Source organism: Allobacillus sp. SKP2-8 (genome assembly GCF_007559355.1).
Lineage (GTDB): Bacteria > Bacillota > Bacilli > Bacillales > Alkalibacillaceae > Allobacillus > Allobacillus halotolerans.
Genome location: NZ_VMHF01000002.1, coordinates 103,462 through 127,257, shown reverse-complemented (window position 1 = coordinate 127,257; position 23,796 = coordinate 103,462). Strand labels below are relative to the sequence as shown.

27 protein-coding genes and 1 other annotated feature are annotated in these 23,796 nt (G+C 39.3%); all 27 genes read left to right on the top strand.

The window, feature by feature from the left end:
- Window positions 1–7: 7 nt before the first annotated feature.
- The 27 genes from FPQ10_RS03910 to yajC all read left to right on the top strand — a co-directional run bounded on the left by FPQ10_RS03910 (window position 8) and on the right by yajC (window position 23,577).
- A complete protein-coding gene (locus tag FPQ10_RS03910) occupies window positions 8–1,300 on the top strand; it encodes a bifunctional folylpolyglutamate synthase/dihydrofolate synthase (RefSeq protein WP_186278528.1) in 1,293 nt (430 codons plus the stop codon).
- Window positions 1,301–1,317: 17 nt separating this feature from the next.
- On the top strand, window positions 1,318–3,030 hold the full coding sequence (locus FPQ10_RS03905) for a sensor domain-containing diguanylate cyclase (protein WP_144160597.1): 1,713 nt from the start codon (window positions 1,318–1,320) through the stop codon (window positions 3,028–3,030).
- A 658-nt stretch (window positions 3,031–3,688) separates the two neighbouring features.
- The gene (locus tag FPQ10_RS03900; RefSeq protein ID WP_144160594.1) at window positions 3,689–4,489 is read left to right on the top strand and encodes a hypothetical protein; all 801 of its coding nucleotides are present in this window, start codon (window positions 3,689–3,691) and stop codon (window positions 4,487–4,489) included.
- A 149-nt stretch (window positions 4,490–4,638) separates the two neighbouring features.
- Window positions 4,639–5,328: a RadC family protein gene (radC, locus tag FPQ10_RS03895; RefSeq protein WP_144160591.1), complete on the top strand. Its 690-nt coding sequence runs from the start codon at window positions 4,639–4,641 to the stop codon at window positions 5,326–5,328.
- Window positions 5,329–5,623: 295 nt separating this feature from the next.
- Window positions 5,624–6,664, top strand: a complete 1,041-nt coding sequence (locus tag FPQ10_RS03890) for a rod shape-determining protein (protein ID WP_144161049.1) — start codon at window positions 5,624–5,626, stop codon at window positions 6,662–6,664.
- 15 nt (window positions 6,665–6,679) lie between these two features.
- A complete protein-coding gene (gene mreC, locus FPQ10_RS03885; protein WP_144160588.1) occupies window positions 6,680–7,543 on the top strand; it encodes a rod shape-determining protein MreC in 864 nt (287 codons plus the stop codon).
- A 1-nt stretch (window position 7,544) separates the two neighbouring features.
- A complete protein-coding gene (gene mreD, locus FPQ10_RS03880; RefSeq protein WP_144160585.1) occupies window positions 7,545–8,066 on the top strand; it encodes a rod shape-determining protein MreD in 522 nt (173 codons plus the stop codon).
- 50 nt (window positions 8,067–8,116) lie between these two features.
- Window positions 8,117–8,797 (top strand): septum site-determining protein MinC, encoded by a 681-nt coding sequence (minC, locus tag FPQ10_RS03875; protein ID WP_144160582.1) that lies wholly within the window; start codon window positions 8,117–8,119, stop codon window positions 8,795–8,797.
- A complete protein-coding gene (minD, locus tag FPQ10_RS03870; protein ID WP_144160579.1) occupies window positions 8,790–9,590 on the top strand; it encodes a septum site-determining protein MinD in 801 nt (266 codons plus the stop codon). Before minC ends, minD begins: the two co-directional genes overlap by 8 nt.
- 241 nt (window positions 9,591–9,831) lie before the next feature.
- Window positions 9,832–10,584 carry a M23 family metallopeptidase gene (locus FPQ10_RS03865; RefSeq protein WP_186278527.1) on the top strand — a complete coding sequence of 251 codons (753 nt, stop codon included), beginning with the start codon at window positions 9,832–9,834 and terminating at the stop codon, window positions 10,582–10,584.
- Between the two features lies 1 nt (window position 10,585).
- Entirely contained in the window at window positions 10,586–11,416 is an 831-nt protein-coding gene (locus tag FPQ10_RS03860; protein WP_144160573.1) for a site-2 protease family protein, read from the top strand.
- Between the two features lie 15 nt (window positions 11,417–11,431).
- Window positions 11,432–12,841 carry a ribonuclease E/G gene (locus FPQ10_RS03855; protein WP_144160570.1) on the top strand — a complete coding sequence of 470 codons (1,410 nt, stop codon included), beginning with the start codon at window positions 11,432–11,434 and terminating at the stop codon, window positions 12,839–12,841.
- Window positions 12,842–12,880: 39 nt separating this feature from the next.
- Window positions 12,881–12,957, top strand: a sequence feature (ribosomal protein L21 leader region).
- Window positions 12,958–12,969: 12 nt separating this feature from the next.
- Entirely contained in the window at window positions 12,970–13,278 is a 309-nt protein-coding gene (gene rplU, locus FPQ10_RS03850) for a 50S ribosomal protein L21 (protein WP_144160567.1), read from the top strand.
- 11 nt (window positions 13,279–13,289) lie between these two features.
- Window positions 13,290–13,622, top strand: coding sequence for a ribosomal-processing cysteine protease Prp (locus tag FPQ10_RS03845; protein ID WP_144160563.1), 333 nt, complete (start codon window positions 13,290–13,292; stop codon window positions 13,620–13,622).
- 14 nt (window positions 13,623–13,636) lie between these two features.
- Entirely contained in the window at window positions 13,637–13,927 is a 291-nt protein-coding gene (rpmA, locus tag FPQ10_RS03840; RefSeq protein WP_144087585.1) for a 50S ribosomal protein L27, read from the top strand.
- 576 nt (window positions 13,928–14,503) lie between these two features.
- Window positions 14,504–14,989, top strand: a complete 486-nt coding sequence (locus FPQ10_RS03835; protein ID WP_144160560.1) for a Spo0B domain-containing protein — start codon at window positions 14,504–14,506, stop codon at window positions 14,987–14,989.
- Between the two features lie 8 nt (window positions 14,990–14,997).
- Entirely contained in the window at window positions 14,998–16,287 is a 1,290-nt protein-coding gene (obgE, locus tag FPQ10_RS03830; RefSeq protein WP_144160557.1) for a GTPase ObgE, read from the top strand.
- 148 nt (window positions 16,288–16,435) lie between these two features.
- Window positions 16,436–16,948 (top strand): LysM peptidoglycan-binding domain-containing protein, encoded by a 513-nt coding sequence (locus FPQ10_RS03825; RefSeq protein ID WP_186278526.1) that lies wholly within the window; start codon window positions 16,436–16,438, stop codon window positions 16,946–16,948.
- Between the two features lie 114 nt (window positions 16,949–17,062).
- Complete coding sequence (locus FPQ10_RS03820; RefSeq protein ID WP_186278525.1) at window positions 17,063–17,542, top strand: YhcN/YlaJ family sporulation lipoprotein; 480 nt, start codon at window positions 17,063–17,065, stop codon at window positions 17,540–17,542.
- Window positions 17,543–17,616: 74 nt separating this feature from the next.
- Window positions 17,617–18,375 (top strand): SDR family NAD(P)-dependent oxidoreductase, encoded by a 759-nt coding sequence (locus tag FPQ10_RS03815; protein WP_144160548.1) that lies wholly within the window; start codon window positions 17,617–17,619, stop codon window positions 18,373–18,375.
- Between the two features lie 21 nt (window positions 18,376–18,396).
- Window positions 18,397–19,116, top strand: coding sequence for a YebC/PmpR family DNA-binding transcriptional regulator (locus FPQ10_RS03810; RefSeq protein ID WP_144160545.1), 720 nt, complete (start codon window positions 18,397–18,399; stop codon window positions 19,114–19,116).
- Between the two features lie 128 nt (window positions 19,117–19,244).
- Window positions 19,245–19,856, top strand: coding sequence for a Holliday junction branch migration protein RuvA (ruvA, locus tag FPQ10_RS03805; RefSeq protein ID WP_144160542.1), 612 nt, complete (start codon window positions 19,245–19,247; stop codon window positions 19,854–19,856).
- 12 nt (window positions 19,857–19,868) lie between these two features.
- Complete coding sequence (ruvB, locus tag FPQ10_RS03800) at window positions 19,869–20,867, top strand: Holliday junction branch migration DNA helicase RuvB (RefSeq protein WP_144160539.1); 999 nt, start codon at window positions 19,869–19,871, stop codon at window positions 20,865–20,867.
- On the top strand, window positions 20,868–21,068 hold the full coding sequence (locus FPQ10_RS03795) for a DUF2905 domain-containing protein (protein ID WP_144160536.1): 201 nt from the start codon (window positions 20,868–20,870) through the stop codon (window positions 21,066–21,068).
- Between the two features lie 28 nt (window positions 21,069–21,096).
- Window positions 21,097–22,125: a tRNA preQ1(34) S-adenosylmethionine ribosyltransferase-isomerase QueA gene (gene queA / locus FPQ10_RS03790; protein WP_144160533.1), complete on the top strand. Its 1,029-nt coding sequence runs from the start codon at window positions 21,097–21,099 to the stop codon at window positions 22,123–22,125.
- A gap of 33 nt (window positions 22,126–22,158) precedes the next feature.
- A complete protein-coding gene (tgt, locus tag FPQ10_RS03785) occupies window positions 22,159–23,295 on the top strand; it encodes a tRNA guanosine(34) transglycosylase Tgt (RefSeq protein WP_144160530.1) in 1,137 nt (378 codons plus the stop codon).
- 15 nt (window positions 23,296–23,310) lie between these two features.
- Complete coding sequence (gene yajC / locus FPQ10_RS03780) at window positions 23,311–23,577, top strand: preprotein translocase subunit YajC (RefSeq protein ID WP_144160527.1); 267 nt, start codon at window positions 23,311–23,313, stop codon at window positions 23,575–23,577.
- Window positions 23,578–23,796 lie beyond the last annotated feature (219 nt).

Genomic DNA, 23,796 nt, shown 5'->3' with positions numbered 1-23,796 from the left:
GAATAATGTGAATGGAAATGAAGCAATTGAATGGATTCATCAACAATTAAAATTTGGTATTAAACCAGGTTTGGATCGAGTTCAACAGTTATTAGAATACTTAGGACATCCTGAAAAGGGATTGAAGCTTATTCACATAGGAGGAACGAACGGGAAAGGTTCTACCGTGACTTATTTACGAAATCTACTTCAGTGTCATGGGTTTAAAACAGGAACATTTACTTCTCCTTATATTGAGCGGTTCGAGGAACGCATTTCGATTAACGGCCATCCAATTGATCCACAAAGATTAGCAAGCTATGTGGAACAGGTTAAGCCAATTTGTGAAAAAATCAGTCAAACAGAGTTGGGGGCACCGACGGAATTTGAAGTCATTACGGTTATTTCATTGATGCATTTTCAAGAAGAACGTGTGGACTTTGGAATCATGGAAGTAGGACTTGGTGGTCGATTGGACTCTACGAATGTTATTACACCGATTCTTTCAATGATTACTTCCATAGGTAAGGATCACACGAACATTCTCGGCAATACAATCGAAGAGATTTCTTATGAAAAAGCAGGCATCATCAAGACAGGAATACCGGTTATTACAAATGTACATCAAAAAAAAGCACTTGGTGTAATCGAGTCAAAAGCTAAGCTGCACAATGCCTCACTCTATCAATTAAATATTGATTATAATTACCAAGTAAATAATTACATTGATTGGGGAGAGTCTTTTGACTTTTTGTCTAAAGATATGTGTTTGCATAATCTCGAACTTAGCATGAAAGGGAAGCATCAAATCGAAAATGCCACACTTGCTTTATATGGACTGATTTTAATAAGTAAAAAAGAAAAGTTTAAGCTACTCGATGAGGAAATAAGAAAAGGGCTTCTTCAATCCCAATGGCCAGGACGTCTAGAGGTCATCCGTGATCAGCCAAAAATCATATTAGATGGCGCACATAATGTAGAAGCAATGACTCAATTAGTTACCGCGATTAAGAGCCAATGGGAATCGAATCGGGTCACCGTTTTACTGTCTGTCGTAAAAAATAAACCAATCGATCAAATGCTAGATATCCTTGAACAAAACTTTCAAAAAATTTACTTAACGCCGTTTGACTTTTCAACAAGCTATGAGTACAATGAACTATATAAAAATTTCCAGAAAACTCACACATATGTCCAGGAAGACTGGGAAACTGTTATTGATCAGTTTATTGAAAAGGATTCAACCGAAAACATTCTTATCGTTACAGGATCGCTTTACTTTGTATCTCAAGTGAGAGCTTATGTCTTACAACATAAATAGGGAGAAGGGAAGGCTCCATGACAAAGAAAAAACAGCTTTTAATATGGCTTATATGGTTGGTTGTTTTTCCAACTTCCATATTTTATGTCTATACCACATTTGAGCCATCTTATACCGGAGAATGGGCCGACCTAGTTTCGTTCGCGTTAATTATGTGTGCGGTTTCCTATTTTCCTATACAAATCGGACAGATTTCAATTTTTGTGGCTAATGGTATCAGTTTTGCTGCATTTCTTTATTTTGGGTTATTCGCTGAGATTATTTTAACACAGCTGGCTTTATTAACATTAATCTATAAACTGCGGATCAGCAAAGATGAAATATTTCGGATTGCCAGCAATTCGTTGATGATGTTAATCACATCCATTGGCTCAGCAGCTGTCTATTATTGGCTCGGTGGCGAACATGGAGTACTTCAATTAAATACGTCCACTGAAAGTATTGCATTAGTCGGTTATATTGCAACTGGGTTGATTTTAAACCAAATTGTATTAGTTATTTTAAATGTATTTTTTTACGACGAACGTCACATGAAAATAGGAAAGTCTTTATTCGCCGATGTTTTTCTCACATTAATTGTCTTTCCATTAGGTTTAGTACTTTATTTACTCTATATCGATCTGAAAATTGCAGCAATCTATTTCGTAGGAATCCCATTTATCCTTCTATCAATCGCTATTAGCCTTTATTATAATGGGCGTCGAGTGAATCACTATTTACGTAAAACAAGTGATATCGGTCAAGAATTATCAAGAAGATTAAATGTTAAAAATGTGTTAGATACGTTTGTTGAAGAGGTTTGTAAATTAATTCCAGCAAGTTTCATTTATATCTACGATGTTTCAAATGCTAGTCAAACATTGACTTTAATTCGCTTTGTAAAGGATCGGCAAACGGTTAAACATCCGGAAGAGGTATTGTCGACAAACAGTGGATTGCTTGGGAAAATTTATGCTCAAAGAAAAGCAGTATTGTTCAATACTCGTGCTCCATTAGATCAGTATACTGAAAACAGTTTGCCAAGCGATGTGCAAAGTGTTTTAGGCATCCCTATTATTCGGAGTGAAAAAGTCGTTGGTGTCTTGGTCATTGGTGACCGAAGCAGGCGTGCTTATCAGGACTATCACTTAATGCTTATGAGAATTCTAGCAAATTTCTTATCCATCGCAATGGAGAATGCTAGACACTATGAACAGGAAAGACGAAAAAGTTTGCATGACCAATTGACGAATTTATACAATTATCGTTATTTGACGGATCATATTGAACAGTATGCGCTTGATTTACAAGCGAAAGAGATTGATGAAAATCTTTCCATTATCATTATCGATTTAGATTCTTTTAAATCTGTGAATGATACATATGGCCATGAAGCGGGAAATGAAGTGTTAGTCGAGCTTGCCAGGAGATTGGAAGATTTCATCAGTGACAGAGGAATTGTTTCCAGATATGGAGGAGAAGAATTCACTATTTTGGTCAAAGGGATGAATCACGAGGAAATTCGTGAATTGGCTGAAGAGGTTCGTAGCCTGATTTCTTCCGAGCCTTTTGTATTGATGAAAAACATTGAGGATGGGCAGCCGGTAGCCATACCGATTACAGCAAGTTTAGGCATTGCTACTTATCCAGACCATTGTGAATCACCGAACGAGTTAATTCGCCAGGCGGATCGGGCGATGTATGTAGGTGCAAAACGAAGCGGAAAAAACAAAGTTGCATCAATTGTATAAAAAGCTAATGAACGGAGTGAAAAATCCGTATGATGAGTAAGGAAGTCAGTCATCATACGGATTTTTTTATGAGGTCAAAATAGCTCTAAAATATTTGTTAGGATAAGTACGCAACTTAACGTAAGATTCGCTGACTGCCGTAGTCGGAGATATCGTCCAAAAAGGACACGCATTACCTTCCGTGCTCGAGAGGCGCTATCAACAACGGAAGCGCGAGAAATTGTAATCCTTCCGTACTCGAGAGACGCTATCAACGACGGAAGCGCGAGAAATCGGGAGCCTTCCGTACTCGAGAGACACTCTCAACAACGGAAGCGCAAGAAATCGGGTTCCTTCCGTGCTCGAGAGGCACTCTCAACGACGGAAGCGCGAGAAATCGGGTGTTTTCCGTACTCGAGAGACACTCTCAACAACGGAAGCGCGAGAAATTGTAATCCTTCCGTACTCGAGAGACGCTGTCAACAACGGAAGCGTGAGAAATCGGGTGCTTTGCTTTTTTTGTTGTCTAAAAAGAGAACCAGAAGGCGAAACAATCATGAACCAAAAGACAATGATAATTATGTCGAAAATCTTTGCTTTTCAACAGACAAAATTCCACTTATTTTTTCATAGGCTTGTGCTAGGATGAGAATCACTAGAAACAAAGGTGGTAGAGAGCATGGAAGAAGAAAGAAAAGTAAGAGTGGCCATTACTAAATCTGACGACTACGATGACCAACAAAAAAAGCATGATCTTGAACATTTTCTCACCCCAAAACAAAAGAAAAGGCCCACTTTTCAGAAGATAGAACTTACGAAGTGGTTAAAACCGATCCTATTTGCTATTGTACTTGGACTTGTATTTGGGGCGGGTTTAATGTATTTCTTCTCGGATTATACAGCTGATGACCCAACAGGATCAGAGGGACAACCTGTTTCGAACGTAACAAACGACGACGAGTCAAATGACGCGGAAGGCAAATCGAATTTCGCTATTGGCGAACAACAATTCCAACTCATTCAATATGGAATATTTTCTTCGACGGACAATGCTGAGGAGCATGTGACTTCCATTCAGCAAACTTATGATGTTCCGGCGATTTATGTAGAAAACGAAGGTCAATATTTTGTTGTTGGTGGTTATATAACATCAAGTGAACAAGAGTCACAGTCAATCGAGTGGCTTGAAAATAGGGGGCTTGTTCGATTAGAAGATTTCTTAGTGAAGAATTGGCAATTACCGGCTGTTAAGATGCAAGTCTCTGAAAATGATCAATCCTGGTTAGAAGCGGGAGAAGCATTGATCGATAATTTTTCAAAAGGAGATTTCCAACAGTGGGTACAAGAAATGCCTGGTAGATTTGAGAGTAACCCATATGCAGCCCGATTAACTCAGTTAATCAATGAGTCCGGTGATCGTTTTATGGATGAAAAAACAATGCAGCTAAGTTTAGCATTCTTTTTAGCAGAACTCTCTTAATGAAGTTATCTTCTTTATTTAGTATAGATTGAGTCAAAAGACAATAACAAATTGATGTTTTCCAGTGCGTTCGTTGCTTTTTCGCTTTTTGTCTTTTAATAAGGCACCAGATACAATAAAGAAGCGTAATCTTGAAAGGAGCGAATGTTTTGGAAACCGAATCGTTATTAATTAAGGATGTACCAAAGGATGACCGACCTCGAGAGCGTCTGATGAAGGCTGGGCCAGAAGCGTTGTCTAATCAGGAGTTAATGGCAATACTAATTGGTAGTGGGACACGGGGAAATTCAGCCCTGTCACTTGCTATTCGTGTATTAAAACATTTTGAAGGGATTTATTTATTGAAGGATGCAACGATTAATGAATTAACCTCCATAAAGGGAATAGGAGAAGCGAAAGCGATTAATTTATTGGCTGCCTTAGAATTCGGGCGAAGAATTCATAACTTCAGAGTGACTGATCGGTATGTCATTCGGAGTCCAGAAGATGGAGCCAATTATATTATGGACGAGCTGAGACACCTAAAACAGGAACACTTCGTTTGCTTATATTTGGATACTAAGAACACCGTCATACACAGACAAACGATCTTTATCGGAAGCTTGAATGCTTCGATTGTTCATCCACGTGAAGTTTTTCGGGAAGCGGTTCGTCGATCAGCCGCTTCAATTATCTGCGCCCATAACCACCCTTCCGGCAACCCTTCGCCATCTCAAGAAGATATTCAAGTAACCAAACGATTATGTGAAGCCGGAAAATTAGTAGGCATTGAAATCCTGGATCACCTGGTGATTGGTGACCGTAAATATGTTTCTTTGAAAGAAAAAGGATATGTCTGAGTGTTCATACTTTATAAGCTGAAATGATTATACTAAAATCATATCAATCCACACAATTACCTTCCTTTCTATCAATTTCCTTTCTGTTCAAGAACTTTCATTTATTGAATACAAAAAACAATGAATATGAGTCTCATTAACCTATCTATTTTCTCTGGAATTGCGTATAATATAAATACAAAATGGATAGCTAAGCGCCTACCAGCAAATGGTCATTTTGTTGGGGCGCTTATTCATGTTTGATACGAACGGAACGTACCCTTTATTAAAAAGGGATGAAGAAAGGACGATCATGATGGCAACATCGATTTTTACGAAAGACTTTGGCATTGACTTAGGGACGGCCAATACATTGGTTTATTCAAAAGGAAAAGGAATTATCTTGCGTGAATCCTCCATGATCGCTCAGGATAACAATACAAATGAGGTCATTGCAGTCGGTAATGAAGCAAAACAAATGATTGGCCGGACGCCGGGAAGATTATCGGTCATTCGCCCAATGAAAGATGGTGTGATTGCGGATTACGATACGACAGCAGAAATGATGAAATATTATATCGAAAAAGCACAAGGAAAACCTTCCTTGTTCTCCAGAAAGCCGAATGTTATCGTCTGTGTACCTTCGGGAATTACGATGGTTGAAGAGCGTGCAGTTTTGGATGCGACTAGGCAAGCAGGTGCAAAAAATGCTCTTCCAATCTCAGAGCCGTTTGCAGCTGCGATTGGGGCAGGTTTGCTTGTTTGGGAACCCACCGGCAGTTTAATTGTGGATATCGGTGGTGGTACGACAGAAGTAGCAATCATTTCTCTAGGTGGAACGGTGACGAGCACATCGATCCGAATAGCTGGCGATGAGATGGATGAGCAAATTATTCAATATATCCGGAAAAACTATAGCTTATTGATTGGTGAGTCCACAGCTGAGATGTTAAAGACAGAACTTGCATCTGCAAAGAAATTAGATAATAATGAAGAAATGGATGTTCGAGGAAGAGATCTCGTTTCCGGTTTACCGAAAACAGTGACAATCGGCAATGACGAGGTCGTTTATGCCATCCAAGAAACTGTCTACGCAATTGTCGAATTAATAAAGCAAACGTTAGAAACTGCTCCTCCGGAATTAGCTGCTGATATTATGGACTTCGGAATTGTTTTGACCGGTGGTGGAGCGTTATTGAATAAGATTGACGAAGTGATCAGTGAAGAAACAAATATGCCTGTATTCATTGCTGAAAACCCATTGGATTCCGTTGTAATCGGTACTGGGAAAGCTTTGGAACACATTGAATTCTTTAAACGATCACCATATGTCGCAAAACGAAACACATTAAGTTAAGTAGGTGCTAGTGTTATGCCTTCGTTTTTTCGAAGAAGAAAATTAATCGTTTTATTAACTGGTTTAATCATTATTGTTGCATTGATTGGTTATTCCATGCGAACAGAATCCAATACAAACATCGTCAGTGAATTTGTATTGGATACAGTCGGTTTTTTTCAAAATATCATTTACACACCGATTAATCTGGTGATGGATGTGATTGAAGATATTGATGATGTACAAGACGTCTATGAGCAGAATGAGCTTTTAAAAAATGAATTGCAACAATTTAAAACACAAGCTTTTCAATTAAATGATCTAAAAAGAGAAAATAAAGATTTACAAGCTTTGGCGGATATTGAAGAGTCATTAAGCGACTACAGTCAAGTGAAAGCAACAGTGATTGCGCGGAGCCCCGAAAGATGGTTTGACCATGTAACCATCAATAAGGGTGAGCAACACGGAATTAAACGAAATATGGCCGTCACAAATGGTGAAGGCATGGTCGGAAAGGTTATTGAAGTGTCTCAGTTAACGTCCACTGTTCAATTATTGAGTGGTTTTGATGAACAAAATCGGATCAGCGTTGAAGTCGATCAAGAAGAGCCGATATTTGGATTGATTGAAGGCTATGACGAAGAATCTGAATCTTTAATTTTCCGAGACTTAGAGAATGAGGATGATATTGAGAAAGGCCAAACGATTGTCAGTTCTGGAATGGGAGGCGTTTTCCCAAAAGGGCTGTTGATTGGGACGGTCGAACGTGTTGAAATGGATCAATACGGGCTGACTAAAATTGCGTATGTAAAACCAGCTGCGAATTTATATGATATCAATCACTTGATGGTTGTTGATCGGGATTTACATTCACCAGTAATCGATGAGGAGGAAGAATAGTATGAAAGGTTTATTCCTTCCTCTGATTCTTTTTGCTTTATTGATCGCAGAAAGCATTGCAACGGAGCTTTTACCGAATAATATTCTACTGGAATTATATTTTATCCCACATTGGATTCTTGTCTTTTCGGTCATGATTACTTTATATTATGATAAAGAACATAGTTATGCAGGGATTTATTACGGTGCCATATTTGCTTTTATTTCTGAGTTGGTTTATACAGATTTGTTAGGTGTTTATTTACTTGCTTATGGACTGTCTTTATATGGCGTTCACTTGTTTAAGAAGTTATTACATGTTAATTTTTTAGTTACTTTACTACTCGTGTTTTATGCTTTGATTGTTTGTGAGTTCTTAATTTATGGAACCTATCTTTTAATCGGTGTCATTGACTTACCGATCAAAGAATATTTGATGGAACGGTTAACACCGACTGTTCTGATGAACCTATTATTTTTCTTGTTGATATTTCCGTATTTCTCAAAGAAATTAACAAAATGGAAAGAAGAGCCGAAACGATGATTTTTTGGTAAAATAGATTGAGAGAGATAAAAGATTGGAGGGTGACCTCTTTGAATGATAGTATGCAAAGTGTTCTGATGAAAGGGACGCAGGAAGGCATAACGGTCTATTTAAATGACGAATGTTCATTTGAACAGCTGTTGAATGAGCTGAAAACAAAGCTAGAAACAAGCAATAAAGAAGACCGGACCGAATTGATTTTACATAGTCAATATCGTTACTTGCGAACAGAACAGAAAAAGCAAATCCATGAGATTATTGAAAAGAATAGCAGTTATCGAATTAAGCAATTTCAATCTTATGTATTGACAAGTGATGAAGTGACGAAACAAATCAATAATATGTCTGTCAGACCTGCGATTCGAAACGTTCGTTCTGGACAAGTTCATCAGGTAGAGGGTGACGCTCTAATTCTTGGAGATATCAATCCTGGTGGGATGGTCATGGCCACCGGAAATGTTTATGTTTTTGGTAAACTAAGAGGAATTGCTCATGCAGGTACCGATGGAAACAAGGAATGTGTCATCGTGGCTTCTTATATGAATCCGAGCCAACTCAGGATTGCCAATAAAATCAGTCGGTCTCCAGACTATGATGTCGAAGGCTCTGACCGAGAGTTTGCTTATATTAATCTCGAAAATGATATGATAGAAGTAGAGAAAGTGAACTACTTGCCAAAGGTACGACCAAATCTCATCGATCGATTGGAAAGGGGTATCGAGAATGGGTGAAGCAATCGTCATTACTTCCGGAAAAGGTGGTGTCGGAAAATCGACAACCACTGCAAATATTGGAACTGCATTAGCGTTGAAGGATCAAAAAGTATGTCTTGTTGATACTGATATTGGTTTGCGTAATTTGGATGTCGTATTGGGATTGGAAAATAGAATCATTTTCAATATCGTTGATGTGATTGACGGAAATTGCAAATTGCAAACAGCGTTGGTGAAAGATAAACGGTTCGATTGTCTACACTTATTGCCAGCTGCGCAAACCAATGATAAAAATGACATTACTGCTGAAGCGATGAAAGACCTAATTGCACAATTAAAGCCAGATTACGATTACATATTAATTGATTGTCCGGCAGGAATTGAACAAGGTTTTTCTAACGCTGTGGCAGGAGCCGATAAAGCAATCGTAGTAACAACACCAGAAAAATCGAGTGTTCGGGATGCGGATCGTATTGTTGGTTTGTTGGAAAAAGAAGGTTTACAAGATCCTCATTTAATTATAAACCGCATACGGAAGCACATGATCGATAGTGGTGATATGTTAAGTGTCGATGACATTGTTTCAACGCTTTCCATCGATTTACTCGGTGTTATTTTAGACGATGAAGATGTGATCAAAGCATCACATCACGGTGAGCCTGTAGCTTTCCAACCAGATACAAAAGCATCGATCAGCTATCGGAATATAGCTCGAAGAATCTTAGGTGAATCGGTTCCGTTGATGTCTTTTGACGAAGAAAAAGGTTTTATGTCAAAAGTGAAAAAAATATTTGGAATGAAAGCAAAATAGTATATGAGGCTCCTTCACGTCAATTACGTGAAGGAGTTTTTGTTTGTTCGGGAGCGGAGAGTCCCACTATTTTGGAGACAAGTCTCAATAATATAAATAATGCCTTAACCACTATTAAGTCGTTGGAGTCTCCTTCCTGTCAAAAAATTCTCGCTTTATAACCCCCTATCAAAATTGAACCTATTCATAATCGAAAGCCCGTCCGAATATGCTAGTACAAAAGAAAAAAGGACGGATGATTATGAGTAAAAAATTAGATGAAATTAGAAAAAATATCGTTAATCGAAAGAACATGAAAGCAGGTACAAAAGTCAGTATCAATCATTCCCCCTTGCTCAGTGATGACGAACGATATGGAAACCAGCCAACAGGGCTATCCAACTCGAACGATCGAGGAACCATTCGATTGAAGTCAACTTGGTTTCCGAAGTTTTTATTGTCTATTTTTATCTTCTTTCTCACTTTTTTAATCTACAATTCTGAACTGCCAGTGATTAAACAATCAAAAGAGACCGTTCATTACGCACTGACAGAGGATTTACCGTTTGCCACAATGCACTCTTGGTATGAATCCCATTTTGGCGGTTCTTTCGTATCGTTAGGCTTTGACCAAGCTGAACCAAATGATTTACCTGGTAATGTTTTATCCATCCCTGTATCTGGATTGGATGAGGACCGTATTACCGCAGAGGGCGAAGGCATACATATTGAAGTGACCGCAGAAGAAGCCGTTTATTCTTTAGATAAAGGGACAGTTTTATTCGCCGGTAATAAACCGGATACAGGACGGACCATCATTTTACAGCACGACGATGGACGAAAATCAATTTATGGTCAATTGGATGAAATTGATGTATTTCATTACCAAACAATTCCGGCAAATCAAACGATCGGCTCTGTTCGTCCAGATGAATTAGGCACATCGGCATTGTATTTTGCGATTCAGGATGGGAGTAAATACCTGAATCCACTCCAGGAAATCTTAGGAGAATAGAATGATTATTCAATCGGTTCGAACGTTTAAATCCGTCATTCAGATTCATCCATTGCTGATTATTTTACTATTGCTTAGTTACTTTTTTGGATTATTCATAGAAATGGCTGCATTGTTTTTGCTCATATTTATTCATGAATGTGGGCATTTGGCTGTTGCACGATATTTTAAATGGGAAGTGACTCGGTTAGTTATTTGGCCATTTGGTGGTGTCATGGAAACAAAGGATTTTTATAATCGACCGACTTATGAAGAATTGTGGGTCACCATTGCTGGACCGATTCAACATATTTGGATTTTTGGTGTGATCCATCTTCTATCCTTTTCTTCAATCCCAGTTTTTTATATCGATCAATTCATGTGGATGAATACGATGCTTCTTGTTTTTAATTTATTGCCAATCCTCCCTCTTGATGGAGGAAGGTTCCTTTTCTTTTTAATCAGTCATTGGCTCCCTTTTCATCGTTCCATTCTTTTGGCCACAAGTTTCTCAATATTTATGATTATCGTTGCTAATGGTATACTGCTAGTAAATGGATGGGTCAGTCCGCCATTAATTGTCTTATCATCGATTTTATGGTTAGATAACTGGTTTACGTATCGGCGACATCATCTTTACTTAATGAAACATATGCTTGCCAGATACATGTATCCAACCGTCAATCGCAACAAAATCCATAAGCTGGAGTTTCCAATCCAAACTTCACTTCAGGAAATGATGAAACGATTCAAAAAAAATCACTATCATTTTATTCAGATTGAAAATCGAGCTTTGTTATCAGAAGATGATTATTTATCTCTTTTATTTTCGGCGGTCCCTCCTAAATCATGATTGGTGGACAAGTAGATGCGAACGTTTTATTTTCAAGTTCAGTCAGATAAACAATATTGTCTAGAGCTGACGAATGGAAATGCGACACAGTTTTTCTTCCAAACAGCATCCGCCTACCGTGTAGGTGATTTGGTCAGTGGTGTTGTTCAAGATATCGATCCTCGTATTCAAGCTGCATTTATCGACCTTGGAAACGAGATCGCTTATTTGCCATTAAAAAAACAAGCCCAGTCTATTTATAAAGGTAGACGCCTTGTGGTGAAAGTTGAGAAGACTGCCACCACTTCTAAACGAATGACAGTCAGCGATCAACTCGAACTTTCAAATGACTATATTGTATTTTTTCCGACTGAATCGGTATTAAAAATCTCTTCAAAAATTCCAAAGCAAAAAGCTGGTTATATTAACACATTACTCAATGAGCAATTAAACGACTGTGAAGGCGTGCTCGTCCGAACAGTAGCCCAGCATATGACTGATGAACTGCTCATTGAATCGGTTCGTGGATTGCGAAAAAAATGGGGACAGTTTCAGAAAGAAGCGAAACAAAAAACGGGCACCGTCTTACGTCAAAAAGATTCATGGGATGAATATGTACGAAAAGAAATTGAATCGATCGATAAAATCATTTGCGATGACGTCAATTATGCCAGATTCTTGAGAGAAAAGTTTCCAAACGTAAGCGAGCGTATCCAGTTTGATGAACGCTTTTACAGTCATCGGCCATTCACATTGACTCAATTAGGCGAAAGGTTTACCGCTAGAAAAATTAAGTTGGATAGTGGGGCGGAACTCGTGATTGATCGAACAGAAGCTATGACGATCATCGACGTTAATTCAGCTCGTTCACGGAGCCATCAAGTACGTGAACGGCTTTTTCATCATGTCAATAAAGAGGCAGCGACAAGAGCTTTAAAAGAAGTGCAATTCCGAAAAATTTCCGGGATTATTTTAATTGACTTTATCAACTTAGAACAAAAAGAGAACCGTAAGTCTATTGAGGAGCTGCTAAGAAAAACGATCCAACAAAGGAACTTACCGGTTCAAGTGGTCGGTATGACGAAGCTAGGACTGATGGAATTGACGGCAAAACGAACAAGTGAAAGCATTTATGATTTTTTCCAAATCGAGGATCCGACAATTCAGCATTCAAAAGAATTTTTGGTCCATCAGTTGGAAGATGAGTTGTTGGCCTATCAGAGTGAAAGAGTAGAGTGTGTAGAAGTTGCTGTTGAACCGAATAACCTAGTATATGTAAAAGAAGCTATTCAGAAATTGCATCGTCATCATCAATTTACATTTTCTTTAGTCATTCATGCAGATTCTTCTTTACAAAGTCCCTTCAAATTATATAAAATAGGGAATGTTGATTGGTTGCTAGAAAAACTTCAAACAGAAGGTACACCGATTGACAAATTGTTTTAATCTATGGTAATGTTTTATTGTTATGCAAATTGTCGCACCAATTTGCTGCAACCGCGCAGAAAAGGTTACTAAACTCATCACCGATGAGTACCTTTATGGCGAGTCTAAGTAAACGAGGAGGTGCAAGAATGTACGCAATTATCGAAACTGGTGGTAAACAGGTTAAAGTTGAAGAAGGCCAAGCAGTCTACTTGGAAAAAGTAGTCGGTGAAGCTGGAGACGAAGTGACTTTTGACAAAGTACTTTTCGTTGGTGGAGATGAAACAAAAGTGGGTGCTCCATTTGTAGATGGCGCTAGCGTTACTGGAACTGTTGAGAAACAGGGTAAAGGACGTAAAATCACTGTTTTCAAATATAAGCCAAAGAAAAACTACAAGCGTAAACAAGGTCATCGTCAACCTTACACAAAAGTTACCATCAACAAAATCAGTCTGTAAGGAAGAAATCGATGGTAAAAGTAATCGTTGAACGAAACGATCAAAATGAAATCATGTCTTTTGAATTATCCGGACACGCAAATAGTGGTCCATATGGCTACGATTTGGTCTGTGCAGCAGTCTCTGCTGTTTCATTCGGAGCAATCAATTCGATTATTTCATTATGTAATGTCGAACCTGAAATCGAGCAAGGTGCAGAAGGTGGCTATTTAAAAATGACGTTATCATCACAAATGGATGATGAATCATTTGCGAAAGCCCAAACATTGCTTGAAGGTATGGTTGTGTCTATTCAAACGATTGAAAACGATTATGGCGAATATATAAAGTTATCTAATCAGTAAGGAGGTGCTTTCACATGCTACGTTTAGATCTTCAGTTCTTCGCACAGAAAAAAGGTGCTGGTAGTACTAAAAACGGTCGTGATTCCGAATCCAAACGTCTTGGAGCGAAACGTGCAGACGGCCAATTTGTAACTGGCGGTTCCATTCTTTATCGTCAACGCGGTACAAAGATTTACCCAGGCGATAACGTTGGTCGCGGTGGTGACGACACACTTTTTGCTAAAATTGATGGTGTTGTTAAATTCGAACGTTATGGACGTGACCGTAAGAAAGTCAGCGTTCATCCAGAAGTTCAAGAAGCTTAATCATACACATAAAGAACTGGTTCAAAAGATAACCTTTTGGACCAGTTTTTTTGGTCTAAAAGAATTGTTGTTGTTACAGCCACTTGAATCAAATTCATTTTTGCGCTTTTTATTATTTAGGCTTTGTTAAAGTCCGTTGTTGATATTGTGATCCGCTATCGGTGGACGCTTTTACCCAAAGGGCATAAGGGCGACATTTGCGATAAATCGCAGTGTCTTCTTTACCGCAGGCACGGCTCGAGCTTATCCCGTGACGACCCGGATGGTCTAATGTCGACGTTGGTCACAGGACGTGACCGCTTTTAGTCGACCAGGAGTCGCCACCTTCGCTTCTCACAATTCAACAACTCCATGCTTTATGCTGTATCATAAGAAAATCAACACTAAGTTCTAACAAAGCCATTATTTAAAAGCTTTGGCGCTCTTGCGATTTGATGTATGAATTGATTCATTCATAGGTGAATAATTGTGACAAACGGTGGATTATCTGAAAATACTTCGACGAACGACAAGGTGAATGTCTTGGTTTATGGTAATATGGTAAAATAGAGAAAAATGGCACGTTAGGTGGTCTCTATGGATACGGAAACTTTTTTAAATACGATGAAGTTGTATCGGCACAAGCTACTAAATGAGCTCCAGGTGATTCATGGATATCAAAGTATGAATATGAAAGAGGAATCGATGGACAAGCTAAATCATTTTATTGATGAGCTAAATACTGAAAGAGCTTTACAATCTTTAGATGCTCCTGAATATGTCAGTCGAATTCTATTGTGGAAAATAGATCACCCAGAGGTCAGATTACATTTTAAAACGACTGGTGAGACGCAGCCTCTGCGGACTTATGACAAAGCTATGGAACAAGATGTTCAATCGGTTATAGACCAAGTTGAAGAAGTCGTCCAAGAAGATACTTCATTATGGATTCACTTGTCTTACCAACCAGAAATCCAAATTGATTATATTATTACTGATGTGGAAAAAGATAAACAGAATGATCCAGAAAACGAAACGGAAAATGATTTGCAAAAAATTGTTTTTCAATATCGTTATAAGTAGGTGAGAGAATGTTTGTAGATCAAGTGCAAGTTTTCGTCAAAGCAGGCGATGGTGGTAATGGAATCGTTGCTTTCCGACGAGAAAAATATGAACCAATGGGTGGTCCTGCTGGTGGTGACGGCGGCCGCGGCGGTGATGTCATTTTTGAAGTAGATGAAGGTTTGAATACGTTAATGGACTTTCGCTATCAAAAACATTTTAAAGCAACCCGCGGGGAAAATGGAATGAACAAAAGTATGCACGGTAAAAACGCTGCTCCACTCGTTGTTCCTGTGCCACCAGGAACGACCGTAAAAAATGCAGATACCGGCAAAGTCATTGCGGATTTAATCGAACATAAACAGCGAGCAGTCATTGCAAAAGCTGGACGTGGCGGACGTGGAAATATTCACTTTAGTAATGCGAGGAACCGTGCCCCCGAAATTGCTGAAAATGGCGAGCCAGGTGAAGAGTTGTATGTCCAACTCGAACTTAAAGTCTTAGCGGATGTTGGGTTAGTAGGCTTCCCAAGTGTCGGGAAATCGACACTACTATCTGTCGTCAGTGCTGCAAAACCTAAGATTGCCGATTATCATTTTACGACGCTTAACCCTAATTTAGGTATGGTCCGGACGGAAGATGATCGAAGCTTTGTGATAGCGGATTTACCAGGATTGATTGAAGGTGCTCATGAAGGTGTAGGACTAGGACATCAATTTTTACGTCATATTGAGCGCACACGCTTAATTGTTCATGTGGTCGATATGTCCGCAACTGAAGGAAGAGATCCTTATGAAGATTATCAAACGATTAATCAAGAGCTTGAGCAATATGATGAACGCTTGATGGAACGTACTCAATTAATTGTTGCAAACAAAATGGACATGCCTGGTGCTGAAGAACAGCTTGAACAATTTAAAGAGCATTTTGATGCATCACAGAAAATTTTTCCGATCTCAGCTTTGACGAAGTCAGGTTTAAGCAATCTGCTTTATTCAATTGCCGATACATTGGAAAAAATACCGAAAAATGCATTTGAAACGCAAGAAGAAGACCTTCAAGATGAACGCGTTATCTATCGACATGAAAAAGATGATGAAAGCTTCCGAATTACACGGGATCCTGACGGTGCTTATGTATTAACAGGTTCTCAAATTGAACGATTATTTAAAATGACTGATTTTAATCGGGATGAATCTGTTCGCCGATTTGCCAGACAAATGCGTCATTTAGGAATCGATGAAGCGCTCCGTAAAAGAGGAGCAGAGGACGGAGATATCGTTCGCTTATTAGATTTCGAATTTGAATTTGTTGAATAAGAATTGAAAACACTGCATGTTCCTCTTTGAAGGATGTGCAGTGTTTTTTAATGGCTGATCCAGACATATGAATTATAGGCTGCTGACTCAATTTTTTCGTCTTCTTGCATAAACTAAGTGTAGATTGAAATGAAAGGAGTCATTGAATTTGAGAATTCATATTGTTCGAAGAGGTGAAACAATCAAGTCCATTGCCGAGAAATATGGTCTTTCCTTTCAAGAAGTTGCTCGTATGAATAAACAAATCGCCGACCCATTTGAACTCATGCAAGGGATGAAATTGCGCGTACCCATTGAGCGCGAAAAACAAGTAGAAAAACAAGTGAGATCTAGTTCGGTAAACCAGAGTGATGACGTAGATCATACGAAGACTTCCATTACGCAAAAAGAGTTATCCAATGACCGATTGACTCGTATGGAACCACCTGAAAGAACGGCAGACTATCTTCCTGAAATTCAAGAGGATGAACGTGTGTGGCAGATCCCTTCCCCGTTAGTGAAAAACCAAAATTACCTATATTCCTATCCAGACGGATATGCACCTATGACACAACCACTGTACACAGACATGACTTTTGTTCAGGGATGGGGTTCACTTGAACAACAGCAGCAGCCATTTATTTACTACAATCCGTGTATGGGTTATGTCTATTCTTACTAACCAATTATTACAAATAAATTCAATCAAATAAATGTGTGGTTTTCCATCAATTTTCACCACGTTAAATGTATGGTTAGCACCTCCTTTCTCAAACTAATGAAAGGAGGTGATTTTATGATTAAAAAAACGATATTCCTTACACTTATAGCGATTATTATGACCGGATGCACTTGGGTCAACCCAGAAAAGGATAAACAAAGAACAGATGGTGGGCAAACGGCAGAGATGCAAAAGGACCAAAAGGTGACAGATGAGGAGTTAATCCGTTATAATTTATATTCGAACCCAACCGAATATTTTGAGCAAAAAAATTTAGAGCGATCCATGAATAATTCAAGTGAGAACACTAACGATGAAGAAGGGCCTGGAAACAAAACCGAACGGCATATTTATTATGAGTTGATGCAATTGGAAGAAGTACGGCAAGTTGGACTGGCTATCAGAGAAGACAAAATCTTTGTTGCGATTAATTTAGAAAGTCGCTCGGATCCGAAAGAAACCGTCCAACGCGTTAAGGAAATTGTTGAAGACATCACCGATCGCTCTGATATAATTGTGGATGTAAATCCTGATTTTGATTCACGGATAGAATAACCGATTTAACAACCAATTCAACATCATTCTTTTAAAATGAATACAAAAAGATTCAAAAAGGGAGGAGAAACCGAATGAAATACGCCATTGTTACAGGTGCTTCTAGGGGATTGGGAAAAGAAAGTGCTATGTTAGCGCTAAAAGAGGGATATCAGCTCATTACCCTTGCGAGAAAGGCTGAGTTACCTACATTACATGAAGAAGCTTCAGCACACCAACTAACGCATACGCATTTGCCAACGGATTTGAGTGATCCTGAATCCACAATTTCTGTTGGGAAAAAAATTAGCCAAATTCTTGAAACAGAGTCACCAGAAGAGGTCTTGCTGATCAATAATGCTGGTATGGTTTCGCCGATTGGTCCCGTCGGTAGTATAGATAGTGACGACATTTCGAAGCATGTCGCTTTGAATACAACAGCACCGATGATTCTTCTCAATGAGTTGAAGAAGAGTTCAATCGATGTACCGCTTACCGTTGTGAATATCACTTCGGGAGCTGCAGAACGAAGTACTTATGGATGGAGTGCTTACGGATCGACAAAGGCGGCGATCAACTTATTTACACAAACGGCGGCTATGGAAGCTAAGGAAATCGGACGAGATGAAGTACATGTTGCCTTTAGTCCGGGGATTATGGATACTGACATGCAATCTGAGATTCGTAAATCAACTAGTGAAAGCTTTAAAGACGTTGAAAAGTTCAAGCAATTCAAACAAGAAGGACAGCTACGGAGTCCAGGTGAAGTTGCTGAATTGTTGTTCCAATTAATTCATAAACGAGAGACCATCGAGAGTGGTCGTGTATACCGAGTATATGATTTAGTCGATTAATCAAGAAGGGAAGAGGAGTTTATGGCAGGACATTCAAAATGGCATAATATTAGACACAAAAAGAATGCCAAAGATGCAAAACGGGGAAAAATATTCATGAAATTGGCGAAGGAAATCTATGTCGCTGCAAAACAAGGCGGAACAGATATTGAAACAAATGCCGCTCTCCGTTTGGCAATTGATAAGGCACGTTCCAATAACATGCCAAAAGATAATATCGATCGCGCAGTACAGAAAGCAGCCGGAAACGTGGAAGGCGAAAATTATGAAGAGACGACATATGAGGGTTATGGCCCAGGTGGCGTTGCAGTCATGGTTGATGTGTTGACAGATAATAGAAACCGAACAGCTTCAGAAGTCAGACATGCCTTTTCAAAAAATGACGGCAACTTAGGGGAAAATGGCTGCGTCTCTTTTATGTTTCAACGAAAAGGGTACATCGTCATTGCGAAGGAAAATGTTTCTATGGATGAAGATGAGTTCATGCTTGAAGCCATCGAAGCTGGTTGTGAAGAGATTGAATCTAATGAAGAAGTGTTTGAGCTTTACACAACAGTGGAAGATTTCGAGTCTTGTAAGAAGATGCTGGAAGAGAATTATCCGTTGGAAGCAGCTGAATTGACGATGATTCCTGATACTGATGCGGAAGTGGCAGAGGATCATCAAGAGAAGATGAACAAACTGATTGATATGCTCGAAGATCTTGATGATGTTCAAGATGTTCATCACAATATGAAATAAAACAGTAACACCAGTTATGGTTCTGGGTAATCATGACTGGTTTTTCTATCGTTCAAATAAGACCACAAGGATTGGTTTCCATGTTAAACTAATGAGAGAACATTTGTTCAAGAATAGGAGAGAAGTTCATGTTTGCTTATGTTCGTGGAAAATTAGAGGAGATTGAAGACGATATATTGGTCGTTGAAACGGCAGGAATCGGCTATGAAATATATTGTGCCAATCCTTATCAGTTTCAAGAATCCTTAGGACAAGAAGTGAAAGTTTATACATATCAGTATGTTCGTGAAGACCTACACATGTTATATGGATTTAAAAGAGAAGAAGAGAAATCATTATTTAAAAAATTAATACAAGTATCCGGAATCGGACCTAAAAGCGCTAGTGCAATTATCGGCCAGGTACCTGTCAGAGATTTTGCCCAAGCAATTGAGCAAGAGGATGAAAAATTCTTGACCAAGTTTCCGGGTGTCGGAAAGAAGACAGCACGTCAAATGATCTTGGACTTAAAAGGGAAAGTGACAGAGTGGCTGACTTTCCAAGGCGAAGATTCCAAGACAACAGAAACAATTCATATGATCCACGCAACCAGTCCTTATGTTGATGAAGCGATTGAAGCATTAAGAGCTCTCGGTTATTCCAATCGGGAAATTAAATCGATTGAAGGCAAGCTAAAAGCTGAAAATCTTGAATCAACGGATGACGTAGTGAAAAAAGGGTTGCAACTATTAATACGGTAAGTGGGTGGAATGATGGATGATCGAATGATCTCTGGAGATCTTCAAGGAGAAGATCTTCAGGTGGAACAAAGTTTAAGACCTCAAATATTGAGGCAATATATAGGACAAGAGAAAACAAAGCGAAACTTGAGCATATTTATTGAAGCGGCAAAAATGCGCGAAGAACCATTGGATCACGTCTTGTTATATGGTCCTCCAGGTCTAGGGAAAACGACACTGGCATCGATTATTGCCAATGAAATGGGTGTACAGTTTCGAACGACATCCGGGCCAGCAATCGAAAGAGCTGGAGATCTCGCAGCGATTTTATCTTCCCTTGAAACAGGAGACGTCTTGTTTATTGATGAGATTCATCGCTTGCCTAGAGCGGTTGAGGAAATACTCTATCCAGCGATGGAAGATTTCTTTTTGGATATTGTAATCGGTCAAGGGGATAGCGCTCGATCCGTACGATTAGATTTGCCGCCATTTACACTTGTAGGTGCGACAACTCGTGCTGGGTTGCTTTCTGCTCCTCTTCGTGATCGATTTGGTGTATTAAGTCGACTGGAGTTTTATGAAGAGAAAGATCTAAGTCATATCATTAAACGTACAGCTGACATATTTGAAATGGAAATTGAAGAGGATGCAGCAAAGGAAATCGCCTCCCGTTCACGCGGTACACCTCGTATTGCCAATCGGTTGCTCAAACGCGTGCGAGACATTGCCCAAGTAAGTGAAATGGACACCATTACAGTGGATATCACAAAAGAAGCATTGAACATGTTACAGGTGGATGCGGCTGGATTAGATCATATCGACCATAAATATTTATTAGGGGTTATCGATAAGTTTCAAGGCGGACCAGTTGGATTGGAAACATTGGCAGCAACCATTGGCGAAGAATCTCAAACCATTGAAGACGTGTATGAACCTTTTTTATTGCAAAAGGGATATATTCAACGCACACCACGTGGAAGGATTGCCACGTATGAAGCGTATCGTCATTTCAATAGGGAGGTTAACGGGTGAATGGATGGACTAGGAAAAATTCTAATCCTTATTGGAATTGTGTTGGTGATCGTTGGGATCATTTGGACATTGATTGGAAAGCTTCCTGGTGACTTCGTTTTCAAGAAAGGGAATACAACGGTATATTTTCCGGTCATGACCTCTATTATCATTAGTATTATTTTATCGCTTGTATTTTATATTTTAGGGAAATTTAAGTAATCGGTAATCAATAGAAAGTAGGAACAGCATGGATATTAATGAGTTTGACTTTGACTTACCAGAACAATTAATTGCACAAACACCGCTTAAGGATCGGTCAGCATCACGATTGCTCACAATCGATCGAGCGAAAGATCAATTTTACCATCAGCAATTTACGGATATCATTGATTATTTGAATCCTGGTGATTGCCTTGTGTTAAACAATACAAAAGTGCTCCCAGCACGTTTGATGGGTTATAAGGCAGACACATATGGTAAGGTTGAATTATTGTTACTTCACCAAGTTAATGGAGATGATTGGGAAGTACTCGTAAAGCCTGCCAAGAAAGTAAAAGTGGGTACATGGATTCACTTTGGTGATGGCTTATTGAAAGCCGAATGCCTTGATGAAAAAGAACATGGCGGCCGAGTCGTTCGCTTTCATTATGAAGGCATCTTTATGGAAATTCTTGACCAGCTAGGTGAAATGCCATTACCGCCGTATATTAAAGAACAATTAGAAGACCAAGACCGTTATCAAACGGTTTATGCAAAAGAAGTCGGATCAGCAGCGGCACCAACTGCAGGGCTTCATTTTACTGAGGGTTTATTGGAACAAATTAAGCAAAAAGGAGTTCACATCGCTTATGTTACGTTGCATGTCGGTTTAGGTACCTTCCGACCTGTCCAGACGGATGATATTGAAAATCATGAAATGCACGCAGAATTCTACCGATTGGACGAACAAACTGCATCATCCCTTAATGAGATCAAAGCGAAAGGGAATCGAATCATTGCTGTCGGAACTACTTCCATCAGAACATTAGAAACAATTGCCCGCGATACAAATGGCACCTTTGAAGCCAGAAGCGGATGGACGGATATATTTATATATCCTCCGTACACATTCCAAGCGATTGACGCAATGATTACGAATTTTCACTTACCAAAGTCGACACTAATCATGTTAGTCAGCGCTTTCGCTGGTAAAGAACGAACATTGAGAGCGTATAAAGAAGCGGTAGAAAAATCTTATCGATTCTTTAGCTTCGGCGATGCAATGTTCATTTATTAACGAATTTGAAATTAAATATCAAGGAGAGAGTTCATGGCTATCACCTATGAGTTAAAAAAAGTTTGTAAGCAAACAGGCGCGCGTTTAGGAACCGTGCATACACCCCACGGTTCTTTTGATACGCCTGTTTTTATGCCCGTTGGTACATTGGCAACGGTTAAAACGATGAGTCCAGAAGAGTTGAATGAAATCGGGGCGAACATCATATTATCAAATACGTATCATTTATGGCTTCGACCAGGAGAAGATATTGTCAAAGAAGCGGGTGGCCTTCATCAGTTCATGAATTGGGACAAGCCAATTCTAACAGACTCTGGTGGATTCCAAGTGTTCAGTCTTTCGGACATGCGTGAAATTAAAGAAGAAGGTGTCCACTTCAGGAACCATATCAGTGGCGCAAAACTGTTTCTGTCTCCAGAAAAAGCGATGCATATTCAAAACGATCTCGGATCAGATATTATGATGGCTTTTGATGAATGCCCACCATATCCGGCAAGCTTTGAATATATGAAAAAATCGGTGGAAAGAACATCCCGTTGGGCGGAAAGATGTTTAGCAGCCCATCAGCGACCAACAGAACAAGGGCTTTTTGGTATCGTCCAAGGTGGCGAATATGAAGAGCTTCGTAAACAAAGTGCCCGTGATTTAGTGTCACTTGATTTTCCAGGGTATGCGATCGGTGGATTGTCTGTTGGTGAACCAAAAGATGTTATGAATCGAGCGTTGGAATTCACGACGCCTTTATTGCCGGATGAGAAACCAAGATACTTGATGGGGGTCGGCTCACCGGATTCATTAATTGACGGAGCGATCCGCGGCGTAGATATGTTCGATTGCGTTCTCCCGACACGAATAGCAAGAAACGGGACATGCATGACATCCAATGGGAGATTGGTCGTCCGGAATGCAAAATTTGCCCGCGATTTTACTCCGATTGATGAAAACTGTGATTGCTACACATGCCGAAATTACACAAAAGCGTACATTCGACATTTAATTAAGGCAAATGAAACATTCGGAATAAGGTTAACTACTTATCATAACCTCTACTTTTTGGTAAAATTGATGAAGCAAGTGCGAGAAGCAATTGCAGAAGATCGTTTAGGAGATTTTCGAGAAGAATTTTTCGAACAATATGGTTTTAACAAACCAAACGCAAAGAATTTCTAGGGAGGAGGAATATAGATGGAAGCATTGACAGGATTATTACCGATTGTATTGTTTATTGTGTTGTTTTGGTTTATCTTGATTCGTCCACAACAAAAGAGACAGAAGCAAGTGCGAGAAATGCAAAACAATCTTCAAAAAGGTGATGAAATCGTCACTATCGGTGGTATGCATGGACGCATTCATGCATTAGACGAAGGAACGATCGTACTTGAAGTGAATGATGGAAACAAGCTTACATACGATCGCACGTCGGTTCGTGAAGTGAAGAACAATAATCAATAACGTAGAAAACTGACCAACAGGCAATTTTTGCTGATTGGTCAGTTTTTTTGGTTAAAGAAGTTGTTCGGGTAATACACAACTTAGCGTGATTTTCGGTGATGAACGTTGGTGTTAGGCGATCCGCTTACGGGGGTGCTTGTACCCAAATGGCATAAGGTGACATCTGTGATCGATCACAAAGTGTTTTGGGGATCGTTTTTAGTGCTTGGTTTTAGAACT